This is a genomic window from Methylobacterium sp. SD274, assembly GCF_017355285.1.
In the GTDB taxonomy this organism is placed as follows: Bacteria; Pseudomonadota; Alphaproteobacteria; order Rhizobiales; family Beijerinckiaceae; genus Methylobacterium.
In genome coordinates this window covers 301,220-314,567 of sequence record NZ_JADIJP010000003.1, presented here as the reverse complement: position 1 = coordinate 314,567, position 13,348 = coordinate 301,220, and the positions used below count along the sequence as shown (strand labels likewise).

General features: G+C 66.1%; 13 protein-coding genes. 1 reads left to right on the top strand and 12 read right to left on the bottom strand.

The genetic code is table 11. From position 1 onward, the window contains the following. Window positions 1-48: 48 nt before the first annotated feature. From IPV08_RS04960 to IPV08_RS04910, 11 genes are all read right to left on the bottom strand, one after another. Window positions 49-801, bottom strand: coding sequence for a YjbE family putative metal transport protein (locus IPV08_RS04960; RefSeq protein WP_207410991.1), 753 nt, complete (start codon window positions 799-801; stop codon window positions 49-51). Window positions 802-950: 149 nt separating this feature from the next. Beyond that, window positions 951-1,922: a tripartite tricarboxylate transporter substrate-binding protein gene (locus IPV08_RS04955; protein WP_207410990.1), complete on the bottom strand. Its 972-nt coding sequence runs from the start codon at window positions 1,920-1,922 to the stop codon at window positions 951-953. 66 nt (window positions 1,923-1,988) lie between these two features. Continuing rightward, the gene (locus IPV08_RS04950) at window positions 1,989-3,494 is read right to left on the bottom strand and encodes a tripartite tricarboxylate transporter permease (RefSeq protein ID WP_207410989.1); all 1,506 of its coding nucleotides are present in this window, start codon (window positions 3,492-3,494) and stop codon (window positions 1,989-1,991) included. A gap of 15 nt (window positions 3,495-3,509) precedes the next feature. Next, window positions 3,510-4,175 (bottom strand): tripartite tricarboxylate transporter TctB family protein, encoded by a 666-nt coding sequence (locus IPV08_RS04945; protein ID WP_207410988.1) that lies wholly within the window; start codon window positions 4,173-4,175, stop codon window positions 3,510-3,512. A gap of 709 nt (window positions 4,176-4,884) precedes the next feature. Beyond that, window positions 4,885-6,018: an FAD-dependent monooxygenase gene (locus IPV08_RS04940; protein ID WP_207410987.1), complete on the bottom strand. Its 1,134-nt coding sequence runs from the start codon at window positions 6,016-6,018 to the stop codon at window positions 4,885-4,887. Between the two features lie 144 nt (window positions 6,019-6,162). Continuing rightward, a complete protein-coding gene (locus IPV08_RS04935) occupies window positions 6,163-6,576 on the bottom strand; it encodes a DoxX family protein (RefSeq protein ID WP_207410986.1) in 414 nt (137 codons plus the stop codon). A 251-nt stretch (window positions 6,577-6,827) separates the two neighbouring features. Further along, window positions 6,828-7,169, bottom strand: coding sequence for a hypothetical protein (locus IPV08_RS04930; protein WP_207410985.1), 342 nt, complete (start codon window positions 7,167-7,169; stop codon window positions 6,828-6,830). Window positions 7,170-7,272: 103 nt separating this feature from the next. Continuing rightward, window positions 7,273-9,141 carry an adenylate/guanylate cyclase domain-containing protein gene (locus IPV08_RS04925; RefSeq protein WP_207411024.1) on the bottom strand — a complete coding sequence of 623 codons (1,869 nt, stop codon included), beginning with the start codon at window positions 9,139-9,141 and terminating at the stop codon, window positions 7,273-7,275. Window positions 9,142-9,155: 14 nt separating this feature from the next. Beyond that, on the bottom strand, window positions 9,156-9,680 hold the full coding sequence (locus tag IPV08_RS04920) for a FecR domain-containing protein (RefSeq protein WP_207410984.1): 525 nt from the start codon (window positions 9,678-9,680) through the stop codon (window positions 9,156-9,158). Between the two features lie 22 nt (window positions 9,681-9,702). Beyond that, window positions 9,703-10,383: a cyclic nucleotide-binding domain-containing protein gene (locus IPV08_RS04915; protein ID WP_207410983.1), complete on the bottom strand. Its 681-nt coding sequence runs from the start codon at window positions 10,381-10,383 to the stop codon at window positions 9,703-9,705. Window positions 10,384-10,885: 502 nt separating this feature from the next. After that, complete coding sequence (locus IPV08_RS04910) at window positions 10,886-11,560, bottom strand: SDR family oxidoreductase (RefSeq protein WP_207410982.1); 675 nt, start codon at window positions 11,558-11,560, stop codon at window positions 10,886-10,888. Here IPV08_RS04910 and IPV08_RS04905 point away from each other — a divergent pair. Beyond that, a complete protein-coding gene (locus tag IPV08_RS04905; RefSeq protein WP_210348201.1) occupies window positions 11,532-11,786 on the top strand; it encodes a winged helix-turn-helix transcriptional regulator in 255 nt (84 codons plus the stop codon). The two genes, IPV08_RS04910 and IPV08_RS04905, sit on opposite strands and share 29 nt — an antisense overlap. 170 nt (window positions 11,787-11,956) lie before the next feature. Here IPV08_RS04905 and IPV08_RS04900 read toward each other — a convergent pair whose 3' ends face one another. Next, the gene (locus IPV08_RS04900; RefSeq protein WP_348646075.1) at window positions 11,957-13,132 is read right to left on the bottom strand and encodes a GAF domain-containing protein; all 1,176 of its coding nucleotides are present in this window, start codon (window positions 13,130-13,132) and stop codon (window positions 11,957-11,959) included. Between the last annotated feature and the right edge of the window lie 216 nt (window positions 13,133-13,348).

Genomic DNA, 13,348 nt, shown 5'->3' with positions numbered 1-13,348 from the left:
CGATGCACCGGAGAGGTGACGCGAAGCTCTTTCTTTCTCGTGCTTCTTTCAAGTCCCGAGCATGTCCGCCTCTGCCTTGCCCACGGCCGCTGCCTGTTGCTGCGCGACGGCCCTGTCGGATCTGCGCTTGAGACGGAGGCCGATGGCCACGACGAGGGTAGCACCGAGCACACCTATCGCGTGCGGGACCAAGCCCTGCAGGGTTGGGGGCATGAGCGCGACCATGTGCTCTTGAACGAGCCGATCCGTCGCGATCATCTCGCCGGCCACCCAACCCAACAGCCCGCCGCCGAACCAAATCAGGATCGGGAACCGGTCGATCAGCCGGGTGATCAGGCTGGCGCCGACCACAAGCAGCGGAACAGAGAGGGCCAGGCCGATGATGAAGAGTTCGTCGTGTCCCTTGGCGGCGCCCGCCACCGCGACGACGTTGTCGAAGCTCATCACGGCGTCGGCCACCACGATGGTCCAGATCGCCTTGGGCAGGCTGGAATGCTCCTTGATGGCGCTCTCATCTTCCTCCTCGCCGCGCACGAGCTTGACCGCGATATGCAGCAGGATGAGGCCACCGGCCACCTTCAGCAGGGGCACCGCCAGCAACTGCGAGATGATGACGGCGAAGAAGATCCGCAGCAGAGCCGCCGCGAAAGCGCCCGCGAACACGCCGATCCGACGCTGCCGCTCGGGCAGGCCGCGGCAGGCCATGGCAATGACCACCGCATTGTCGCCCGACAGGATGATGTCGATCCAGACGATCTGCAGGAGCGACAACAGGAAGGAGGAGGTGAGGTAGGATTCCACGTCGAAAACGCCTCTGCTGCTCCGGCTCAGCGAAGCGATCGAGCACTGGGCAGGTGCCCATCATCCCGCCTGCACGTGCGCGGGCGGGCACCTCGGATTGTCGCCAGAGCCGGCAATCCCCCAAGGAGATACCGGCTCTGATCGCGGGTTCAGGGATTGGCTTCGACGGCGGAGCGGAGCACGGGGGTCCACCGCGCCACCTCGCGTTCGACAAGCGCCTGCAGAGCGTCCGGGCCGGCCTCGGCATCCTTCGGCACCGTGCCGCCGAGATCGAGGATGCGCTTCGTCGTGCCCGGGTCCTTGAGCGCCGTCTCAAGAGCCGCCACGAGTTTGGCCCGGACATCCGCCGGCAGGCCTTTCGGCGCGAATACAGCGTTCCAGGCGCTGACCTCGTAGCCGGGCAGGCCGGCCTCCTTCGTCGTCGGCACGTCGGGCAGGCTCGGGGAGCGCTCGGGCGTCGCGATGGCATAGGCCTTGATCGTGCCGCCGGCGATCTGCGGGGCGACGTTGACGATCTGATCCGTCATGAAGTCGACCTGGTTCGCCATCAGGTCGTTCAGCGCAGGCCCCGTGCCGCGATAGACGACGAGCGTGGGTTTGGCGCCGGTGAGCGAGTTGAAGAGCACGCCCGTCGAATGCGAAACCGAGCCGACGCCCGCATGGGCCTGGTTTATCGAGGGGCCGCCCGCCTTGATCGCCTCGATGAAGGCTTTGAGGTCCTGCGCCGGGAAGCCCTTCTTGGCGACGATGACGATCGGCGTGCCGGCGGCGAGGCCGATGGGATCGAAGCTCTTGGCCGGATCGTATTTCAGGCCCTTGAACAGGGCCGGTGCCGCGCCGTGCGTGCCCATGTGGCCCATCATGATGGTGTAGCCGTCGGGCGAGGCCTGTGATGCACGGGTGATGCCCGTGGTGCCGCCGGCCCCGGTGACGTTCTCGATGACGACCTGCTGGCCGAGAGCCCGGGACATGGGTTCGGCGACGATCCGCGCCACCACGTCGGTCGGTCCACCGGCCGCGAAAGGCACCACCATGGTGATCGGACGCTGGGGATAGGTATCGGCTGCAGCGCTGACGGCGGCGAGCGCCGACAGGAGGCCGATGGCGAGAGCCCTTCTCATGTTCCTCATCCTTTTCGTTTCTGGTTATCGTGTCCGCCGTCGAAGGACGCCGGGGCGTCCGCTCCGTCAGGCCTCCGTGAACACCTCGTCGCGGCTTCGCCGCAGCGACGGCAGCAGCGCCGCCGCCAGGATGGTGAAGGCGACGAGGAACAGCACCGCGCTGACCGGGCGCTCGAGGAACACCAGGGCGTCGCCGCGCGACAGGGTGAGGGCACGGCGCAGGTATTCCTCCATCAGCTTGCCCAGGACGAAGCCGAGTAGCAGCGGCGCGGGCTCGAAGCCGAACTTGATCAGCCCGTATCCGAACACTCCGAAGGCCGCGATCAGCATCACGTCGGTGGGCAGGGAATTGATCGAGTAGATGCCGATCGAGCAAAACATCAGGATCGCGGGGAACATCAACCGGTAGGGCACCTTCAACAGGCGCACCCAGATGCCGACGAGGGGCAGGTTGATGATGAGGAGCATGAGGTTGCCGATCCACATCGACGCGATCATGCCCCAGAACAGGTTGGGGTTCTTGGTCATCACGCCGGGGCCCGGAACGATGCCGTGGATCGTCATCGCGCCGACCATCAGCGCCATCACGGCGTTCGGCGGAATGCCGAGGGTAAGGAGCGGGATGAAGGCCGTCTGCGCCCCGGCATTGTTGGCGCTCTCCGGACCAGCCACCCCTTCGATGGCGCCGCGCCCGAAGCGGCTCGGATCGCGAGCGAGCCGCTTCTCGATCGTGTAGGAGGCGAAGGGGCCGAGGACGGCGCCATTGCCGGGCAGAATGCCCAGGATCGACCCGATCGCCGTCCCGCGCAGAGCCGAGGGTGCGGCCTGCCGAAGGTCCGCGAGACTGGGCAGCAGGCGGCCGATCCGCGCCCGGGCGATCTCACGGGTCTCGGTCTGGTCGAGGTTACGCAGGATCTCGGCGACCCCGAACAGGCCCATCGCCAGGACCGAGAAATCGACGCCGTCAGTGAGGAAGACGAGGCCGAAGGTCATGCGCTCCTGGCCGGTCTCGAGGTCGGTGCCCACGGCGGCGAGCAGGATTCCGACCAGGATCATGGCCACGGCCTTGAGCACGGAGCCGTGTGCGAGGACGACGGCGAAGGCGAGCCCCATCACCATCAGGGCGAAGTACTCCGCAGGCCCGAAGATTAGCGCGAGGCGCGTCAGCGGTGCGCCGAGCGCCGCGATCAGCAGCGTGGCGACGGTGCCGGCAAAGAACGAGCCGATGGCGGCGATGCCGAGGGCTACTCCGGCCCGCCCCTGACGGGCCATCTGGTGCCCGTCGAGGGTGGTGACGACCGACGTCGCCTCACCGGGGATGTTGACCAGGATCGCCGTGGTGGAGCCGCCGTATTGCGCCCCGTAATAGATCCCCGCGAGCATGATCAGGGCGCCGACGGGATCGAGCCCAAAGGTGATCGGCAGGAGCATCGCGATGGTGGCGATCGGGCCGACGCCGGGCAGCACGCCGATCAGGGTGCCGACGAGACAGCCCAAGAAGCACAGCGTCACGTTCTGCAGGCTCAGCGCGACGGCAAAGCCGAGGCCGAGATTGGCGAGGAGATCCGTCACGTGCCGCGCTCCCGATCAGGTCGACATCGTGTGCGGCGCGACGTCGATCCGACCTCGGTGGGTGGAGCGGCGCTGCATGGCGAGCAGGCCGAGTCCCGCCAGGGCGAGGGCGCCGGCCCCGAGCCTCAGCATCACGCGCGACGGGATCGTGCCGCTCGCCGCCTCGATGAGGACGGTGGGAAAGATGGGGATGGGCAGGTTGAGCAGGTCCCCGAACAGCAGCATGCAACCGGCGGTGAGAAGCAGGGCCAGGATCAGAAGTTCGCGAAATCGCGCTTCGGGTGTGGCGTAGCCCCCGATGATCACCGCGAGCGGTCCCGCGACGATCAGGCCGAGGCCGGGACCGGCGACGGGGCCGAGGGAAAAGGGACGGATCGTGACCGCGAAGGCAAGGATCGCCAGCACGACGGTGACCGGGCCGCGCAAGCCGAAGGTCTGGAGGCCAGCGCCTTCACGGACGAGCCCCGTGGCGGCCAGCACGCCGCCGCAGATGGCGACACCGATCGCGACCCAGTGCGGCAGCATGCCCGGTCCCATGGACCCCAGGGTGCCCCGTGGCAGATCGCTTGCGGCCCAGATACCAAACATCCCGAGCAGAACCAGCGCGATGCCGGCCACGAAGCTCTGCGGCGCAGGCACGATGGACCTTGTCCGCCGCACGCCGTCGGATGCGTCACTCATCGTTTCCCCCTACGCGCGCCGCCTTCGTTCTTCGGGCGGTCGTCACAGCGATGTTCAGATCAGATGTGTTCCGACGAAGCGTATCCTCGAGGACGACCTCTGCGCGGCCTGGGCAGCTAACGCTTTAGCTCACACAGAAAAGATAGACCTAAAATCATAGGATCGCCCCTATTGATCGTTGTCAAGAGGCTATGCCCTGAACCGAAACCTCTAAAAGTGGCCATGCGTTAACAATCAACTTGTTTTACAATCCGATCTCGCAGGGTGAAGCTACGCGGCAGGGCGCTCTTTAATCCATGCTCACCGAAAGATTTTGAGTGAGCGGGCTTCGTTCAACTGCGATCGCTTCCCGACCCGATGGTTCGGCGAAGTCCGCAAAGCAGTCGGATTGCGAAACGCCATCGTCCGGTCGATCGGAAACTGCGGTTACAGGTTTCCTTCCGTAGCCGATCCATCCGGACACTCACTCCAGCCTTCGGGCCATCGTTTTTCCATGAACGGTCCTTCTCGTGCGAGCCGAGCCATGCGCCGTCTAGCGTGGCTCATCCCCGCATAGGATCGGCATCGCCTGGTTCGCACCGATCACGGTCGTTAGCGGACCGGCATATTCGTCTGTCCCGAGGACCCGCCTCCGGAAACGTTCTCCTGATTCCCACGATCGGGGGTACGACCCCTCATCAGGGGAAGGATGGGATCGCCGGAGCCAGCCTCAGGCTGACACTGGGGTGCGAAGCGGGGAGTACGTGGCGCGGTAGCTGCGCGGGCCGATCACGGGAAGCAGGAGGTTTCTGGCCCAGCCCGGCATCCGCGCGGTGCGGGACAGGCGATCGGTCATGGCCTGGACATGGGCCACGCGAGGCCGGCGCAGCGCTTCGTAGTGTGCACCCACCGTGCCCCAGTCCGTTCTCTCCGCCAGCAGAGCGCTCAGCACGAGCGCGTCTTCCAGGGCGAGGGCGGCGCCCTGGGCCCAGACCGGCGCGGTCGCGTGCGCGGCATCTCCGACCAGCACCACCCGGTCCCGGTTCCAGCTCGGAATCCGAACCTCTTCGAGGGGGGAGTGATAGAGCCCGCCCGGCTCGGCCAGAACCACATCGAGGGTGTCGCGGACGAGACGCGGGAACGACGCGAAGGCAGCACGCGAGGCGGCCAAGTCCCGCCCCTGTCCGGCAGCCTTGACGACGGAGACCCAGCCATAGACCTCGCCCCGGCCGACGGGGATGAGCAGGAACAATCCGCCCGATCCCGCCCAGAGTGTCCAGGCGTCGAGGCCTGGATTCGGTGCCATGAAGCGCCAGCTCGCCGGGGCCAGCATCGCCGCGTCGGGCGCACGATCGCCGAACACGCTGCGTCGGACCCGCGAATGCACCCCGTCCGCGCCGACGAGCAGCCCTCCGGTTTCGACACGTCCGTCCCCGCATTCGGCGGTGACACCGTGCGGCCCCTGCCTGACGGCGGCGACCTCGCATCCGCTTCGGATGTCGCCTGGCTCGAGGTCGAGCGTCAGAAGGCGCAGCAGGTCGGCGCGACGGAGACAATGAGGCCGTGCCGCCTCGCCCCAGAACGCCGTCTCGTCGACGGCGAAGAGGAGGCGCCCGCTCTCGGTGCGGTATTCGCGCCGGTGAATGGGTGCGCCGACCCTGCGCAGGGCGTGGCCCAGGCCAAGTTGGCCGAGAGCCTGGACCGCATTGCCCGGCAGGTTGATGGCGAGGCCCGCATCCGCCGGCTCTCCACGCCGCTCCAGGGTGAGCGAAGGCAGCCCGCGCCGCCGCAGCGCCCGCCGCATGGCGAGGCCCGCGATGCCGCCACCGGCGATGAGAACTCGATCCTCTTCGTTTCTGGCCATACGACTTCGCAATCCTCTTCGCTTCTGCTCAATGCCAACGGTAAGGCTCGGCCAACGGGAAGGCTTGCGATCCTGCTTCTCGCGCAAGTGCATCAAGAACGGATGATGCGAAGCGCTCTTGGAAAAGACCAGATCAAGTCAAGATCAGGACCAGTGGCGGCGTTCGGGTCGCGACGCGTTCATCAAGGGCATCGCGACAAACTCCGCATGACGGGCATAGGCGAGCCCGGCAAGCGCAATCAGCAGCACGAGCGGAGGTAGCATCGTCGCGGCAGGATCACCCGCATACCAGTGGCTGCCGACGGCGCCGGCCATCAGGATGGCGAGCAGTGTCGCTCCGGCTGCGGTGAAGCCGCGAACCCAGAGTAATACCGCGCCGAGCAGTTGCAGAGCCCCGATCACGTACATGAACCAGAGCGGGTAGCCGAAGCGCTCGAAGCCGGCGACCTCGAAGGGCAGTGCGGCAAACTTCATGCCGGCCGCAGCTGTGAAGATGAGCGTCAGTATCGCGCGCGCAATGAAGCCGCTGAATCTCTTTCGATCCCATGTCTGTGCCATTGCGGTTCCCCCTGTCCAAGTAGAGCTGTCCCCGCCGATACGGTGCTGGACCATGACCCAATTTGTTTTCAACGCGATAGCGTTGTCTTTCACGAGGCTCGCGAGATCTCCGCAACGGCCGAGGCCAGCGTGCCGATACGCGCCCCGTCGTCCCCGCAAGGCGTGATGCGGCGAAGAGAGTGTCCGGGCCGCCGCCGTGCGTACGGCGGCGGCCGTTCTACGGTTCGAAACCTGAAGAGCTTGGCGCCCGATCAGCCGCAGACGCGCTCGTAACCGTCGAACAAGGGCGTGTAGACGGTGCGGCAATCGCCGAAATCGGAGCTGAGAAAGTAGCCGCTTGCGGGAGCGACCCAGGGGAGCCCGCCGAAGCGCTGGCGGAACCCGCGGTGGTAGAAACGTCGATCATGCCCGAACCGCCCGTACCCGAACCGCCCGTGCCCGAACCCGCGGTGACCGAAGCCTCCATGATGGCCGAAGCCGCCGTGAAAGCCGCCGTGTCTGAACCCGCGGGCATCCGCACTGAGGCTACCGGCAGCCAAAGTCGCGAGCGCGAGACCGGATGCAATCATCATCTTCGTCGAATTTGTCTTCATCGTGCTTCTCCCTGTTGGGGTGGAAGCACTCTGCCCTCGATGATGATTGGTCTCTGTGATCTGGGTCACGAATACCTGAGCGTTCGCCTCGACTCGAAGAATATCACGGCGGAGGTGGATCGTGCCGCAGCCAAACCTCTATCGGCTGAGCGCGTCCACGGATGGCCGCAATCTGTTGCTCGTCGAAAATGTCATCCGGTGTATTGATGCCGGCGGCTTTCAGCAGATCGGCGCTCGCGGCGAGGCGCGACGTTCTCTCGGAGGCCACTGCGAGCAGGCGGCTCGCGACGTTGACCGTATCGCCTGTCGCCGTGATGTGCTGATTGGTGTCGCTTCCGAGGCGCGAGAGAATGACCGGCCCGTAATGAGCGCCGATGCGCACATCGAGCGCGCGTCCTGCGCCCGCCAGCTCAAGGTCGCGTGCGATCCAATCCCGGGTGCGTCGGATGAGGTCTTCGGTTGCCCGCACGGCGTTTTCCGCTTGCGCCGGATCGGGGTCCAATGCGCCGAACACGACCATCGCGCCGTCGCCCATGAAGTTGACGACGAGACCTCCGTGTGAAGAAGCCGTCTCGTCCACGAGATCGTGGAACGTCTTGAGGATCGTGCGTGTGCGCACCGGGCCAAGGCGCTCGCTCTGGCGGGTGAATCCGGTGAGATCGATGAAGAGCACCGGGATCGCGCGCGCGAGGGGCTCAGCCAGATAAGTCGGGTCCCAGGCGAGACGATCCGCGAGGGCTGCGGGTTGAAGCTGGCGCAGGGCCTGCTCCGATTGCGCCAGCCGCACGCCTCGGTGGCGATCCAGCATCTGCCGCGCCACCGCACACAGAAGCATCGGCAGTCCGGCCGCTGCGACTGGCAGGGCGGCGCTCAACCAGATGCCATGGCTGAAGGCGACGGTGCCCACGGCAAACCACGCAGCCAGCAAGATCAGCACGAGGATGGTCGCCGGGCCAGGCGGCGCCAGCGCAATCAGAAGCACGGCGGCGCCCGCGAGAGTCACGGCCGCCAGGGCGTCGAGCCGCCGCACGCGGGCATCGCGCACCAAGCCGTCCCCCATAGTCAGGTGGGCGATGCCGGTCGCCAGCAGTTCGACGCCGGGCATCACCGGATCGAACGCCGTGGCAAAGGTGTCGCTGCCTCCGAGTGCCGTCGCGCCGATCACGACGATATGGTCGCTCAGAGTTGCCACTGCCGCCGTACCATCGAGGAGCGCGGCGGCGCTGAGGGTCCGGATCGTGCGCCGCGGCCCATAGGGACGAAGAGGAAGATGATAGCCGAGATCGAGCGGGATGACTGCAGAGCCGATCCGGACCTGTCCCTCGCCCAGGACCGGATCCGTCCGCGCTGCCAGGGCCGCCGCGCGCAGGACGAAAGCCGTGGCCACGCCCTCATCCGTCATCGCAACCAGGGGAAGGTGCCGCGGCACGCCCGCAGCGTCTTCGGACACATTGACGATCCCCGACAGCGCGGTCGCGCCGATCCCCGGTATCGGCCGGTGCACGGCAGTGGCGACCGGGATACCCTCTTCGTTCGTCACCTCGTTGAAAACGGCCGCCGCCGCCAACACGGCGGGCACCTTGGCAAGGGCAGCGGCGAGGGCACGATCCGCCTCCGGCTGGCGCCCGTCTTCCAGGAACAGAACATCCACGGCGAGCGCGCGCGGGCGAGCGGTGGCGATCGTCTCGATCAGCCGCGCCATCGTCGCGCGCGAGATGGGGAAGCCTCCGTCCCGGCGGACGATCTCGTCGTCGATGGCGACGATCGCGATCTCTTCGGGGGGCGCGCGCCGACCGGCCAGCCGCATGCGCAGGTCCGTCATGGCCGCCTCGACGTGGTCGAGAGGCGTCGCCCGCCCGGCGATGTGCAGATGGGCGAGCCAGCCACTCCAGCCAAAAGCGGTCACCAACGCAAGGAGGACGAAGCGCCGGGTCACCCGACGGCGGTTCGAGATCGGCTCACGCCCCTGCATCAGGCCCGCTGCTTTCACTGCCCGAAGCGTTCCAGCAAACCTCTGACGCGTTCCTGCGGCCACCGCCGCACGTCCAGGGGCCTCTGCTGGTCCCCGTCGACATCGACGCCCTCACCCGGGGCCAGCGTGACGGAAACGCCCGGCGCGTTACGACGCGCGACGACGACATGGCCGCGAGCCACGAACACCGCCGTTTTGGCGTCGGTCACATCGACGGCGTAGACCGTGCCGCGCACGGAGGCAATCGCGTGGGGCGTGAGGATCTGGAAGCCGCCCTTCCGGGGACGCGAGCGGGGCGGCAGGGTCACCAGAACGGCGCGGCCGCCGATCTCGGCGCCTTCCAGTTGCCCGTCGCCGTTCCGATCGATCGGCCGCAGCGTGGCCGACCGCTCGGTTTCGAGTGAAAGACCATCCGTGCAATGCAGGACCCGCAGGGGCGGATCGAAGCGTGTCGTTTCCGTGCAGCGCGTTTGGGCAAGGGCGATACCGGGGACGATGCTGGCCGCGAGTGCCGCCGCGACTCGTGCCGGGTTTTTCATGGGTTGGATCCCTTCTGCCGCCTCATATCCGGGACGGACCGCCGAGGGCCGCCAGACGCTGTGCGAACTTCACATTCACGCGTGAGCGCCCAAGATCGATGATGCCGGACCGGCGCCAATCCTGAAGAACGCGGTTCACGCTTTCCCGCGCCGCGCCAACATAAGCAGCAAGCTCTTGCTGCGTCACCTGAATCTCGGCACCGTAATCCTCGGACAACATGATTAGTCGGCGTGCCAATCGAGCGTCGAGGGGAAGCAGCGTGGCTTCCTCCATCCGCTCGCTCATCCAGCGCAGTCTTTGGCACAGGAATTCGATGATCCGGACCGCCAGCGTTGCGTCATGCGTGAGAAGGCCGAGGAAGTCCCGCCGCTCGATGACGAAGAGATCCGTCGCCTCGAGTGCGACGGCCTCTGCGGTGCGGGCATGGCCGTCCAGAAGGGCAATCTCGCCGAAGACATCGCCGGCCCCGAGGAGATTCAGCGTCACGGACCGCCCCTCCTCGCTGCAAGCGGCGATGCGGATCTGCCCGCGACGGATCGCGTAGAGAGCATCGCCCGGATCGCCCTTCTGGAAAAGTACCTCGTTTCGCGCGACGCTCACCGTCCTGCACAGGCCGGCGATGCTTTGGATGGCTTCCTGGCCCAGTTCGGCGAAGAAAGGATTGGCCGCCAGGATGCGGGTGAGCCTGTGTGGCGTGCTCACGGCCGCGTCCCCTGAAGTCGCGAGGCCGGGCGCACGTTCGGGACCAGACTTCGCAGACAAGCGATACGTCGACGTTCGAACCTCGGACCGGATCTGCGAGGACGGCGCTCCGCGCGCAGCGTCGCCCCCAGGGTCTTCTTCGCACCGGAACGGGTACTCCCGCCGAAGGCACTGCTCTGTTTCACCGTCATCGTCCGATCCGTCCTGCAGCCTCGTGTCGGCGCGACGCCTCGCCCTATGGCTCTTCATGGGTCGGATCGTCCGTGATGAAGGTCACAGAGCGGCGCAGCCAAGTCGTCGCGCGAGGTTAGGCTCGCATGACGGCCCAATGCACAACGGCGTCTCAGTATCTCTCACAGAACTGCCTTTGCGCCGTCGTGCTCCGAGCGAGGGCCGACCGTGGCCGGGAGTTTCGTAAGCACTCTTGGAGCCGGGAGATCTGGCAAGACCGGTCCTTCGGCAAGACTTGCGCGTCTCCTTCGGCCGGGGCGTCGCGCCTTCCTCACACGGTCGGTATCGTGCCTCCATCGGTGACGTACTCGGTCCCGCTGATCGAGGACGCATGGGGTGATACGAGGAACAGGATCAGACTCGCGACTTCCTGGGGCTTTGCGGGGCGTCCGAGTGGGATGCCGCCAATGCTGTTCATGATGATCTGCTTGCCCCCTTCATAATCCGTCCCCGCTTCGGCCGCGAGGCGTTCCGCCAGCTGGATCGATGCTTCGGTCTCGACCCATCCCGGAGAGATGCGAACGACCCTGACCCCCTTGGGCGTGACCTCCCTGGACAAGGCCTTGCTGTAGGTGGAGAGCGCGCCTTTCGCCGCCGCATAGGCGGTGGTCGATTCCGGCAGGGGGAGCTGGCGCTGGATCGACGTGACATGCACGACGATTCCGTGCCCACGCTCGACCATGGCAGGGACAAGGGCTCGGTCGAGGCGGACCGCCGCCATCAGGTTCTGTTGTATCTCCCTGTCCCAGGTCTCGTCGTCGAGCGCCGAAAAGCCGCCGCCCGGGGCGCTCGAGCCGCCGAGTACGTTGACGATGATGTCGACACCCCCGAACGCCGCAATCGCTGCCCGGGCCAAGTCGGAGCATCCGGCGGATGACAGCAGGTCCGCCGCGACGAATTCCACACCGTCCGGCAGGTTGGCTGGTCTTGCGCAAGCGCTCGTCATTCAGCGTCTCCGGTTCCCCGATCTCGAGCGCGCGATCCCGGCGATTTCACAAAAGATGCTGGTTCAGCAGTTACGAGGGTTGGAAGCAGACGGAATCGTGACACGCCTCGTCCACCATCAGGTTCCGCCGAAAGTCGAGTATAGCCTCACGGAGTGGGGGCAATCGTTGTGCCCGATGCTGGACGCGCTTCTGAAATGGTCCGCTGCGCGAGACACGCCGGAATAAAATCGCGCCGCGGAATCGTCATGCTCAGCAACGGCGGAATTGCTTCGATCACCCAGCCGGATTGAGCCGCAGACGGCCTAACGGGTCGCTCGACGAAGACGCGGGACGCTGCACCAAAGGGGAGATTTGAAGAAAGGCGGGCAACCTCACCCATGACTCGCCCTGCGCCCTCAAGTCAGAGATCGAGCGTGAGGTTTCACCGCATGCTGCGCAATAGGATCGCGGCCTCGGGCCGAGTCATGCCGTCCCTCCCTTCGGAGGGCCTCGCGCAATTGCCGTTCGGTCGCCCGCAGGCGGACCTCGGAGGAGGCCAGAGCGGCAAGCGCCGACAGAGCCTGCGCCTCACGCTCGTCGAGCACGCGCTGCTTGTAGTCGATCACGCAGAGCGAGCCGACGGGGAAACCTTCGTTGTCGAGGACGGGAACGCCTGCGTAGAAGCGAAACCCAGGATCGCCCGCAACGGCCGGATTACTGCTGAACCGAGGGTCCTTTGCGAGATCCTCCACCGAGAAGACCCCTTTTTGCAGAATCGTATAGTTGCAGAACGCCCAACTCCGCGGCGTCTCCGGAAGGTCGAGCCCAAGGCGTGACTTGAACCATTGCTGCGTCGGCGTGAGCAGGGTCAGCAGCGAGATCGGTGCTTTCAGTGTCTGGCTGGCAAGCCATGTCAGGCGATCGAAGGTCTCCTCGGGCGCCGTGCCCAGGAGCCCGGATCGTTCCAACGCCACAAGCCTCTGGCCCTCGTTGAGGGCGACTGGGAAGGGCAAGGCCCCGGGCGGCAGTGCCGTCTGCCCCGTATCAGCCAACGACCGGCGGATGGCCGCTACCGCCTGTTCGGGGGTATCGATGGCGATCACCCGATCGAGCCCATCTGTCTTCCTCGCCTGCACGGAGGCACCCACGGCCAGAATGCGGCTGTGACCTAAGGATGGGTTGGCCACGAGACTGTGCAGGAGGCCGGACCGCTCGACATCCCCATCCACAAGATCGACCACGATGGCATGGGGACGGGCCGAGCCGAGCGCGAACAGCGCGGCATGAAGATCTTCGAAGATCTCAGCCTCGCATTCGGGGACGGCGGCGAACACTTCCTCGTAGGATCGAATCCGATCTCCCGGTGTGATGACGATCACAGTGGCGGAGGCCGAGAGCGTGCCACATCCACCACCCTCGATGAGCGCTTCGATATCCGTCCGATACACACGGCGATGCCCACCCGGCGTCTTCCAGGACGGAACCGAGCCCCCCTCGATGAGCAGCTGAGCTGTGCGGACTGAAACGCCGAGCAGCTTGGCCGTCTGGGCCGTGGTGAGGATGTCCTTCTCCATCGCCTTCACTGTGTCCACCTGCCGATTCCGCCGACGCGAACGGCGCCGTCGGCAACAAACAGCGAGCCCTAGCAGGGAAGCCTCTCCCATGCAAAATTGGTATATTTGCTAAATCTGATAGATTTGATATAACGACGCTTCCCTGTAGCGGTTCAGCCCCGAGCCGCAGACGGGTGCACCGTCTCCTGAAGCCGGATCTCGGCAACTCCTGCATTTCGCAGCGGAAGCCACCAA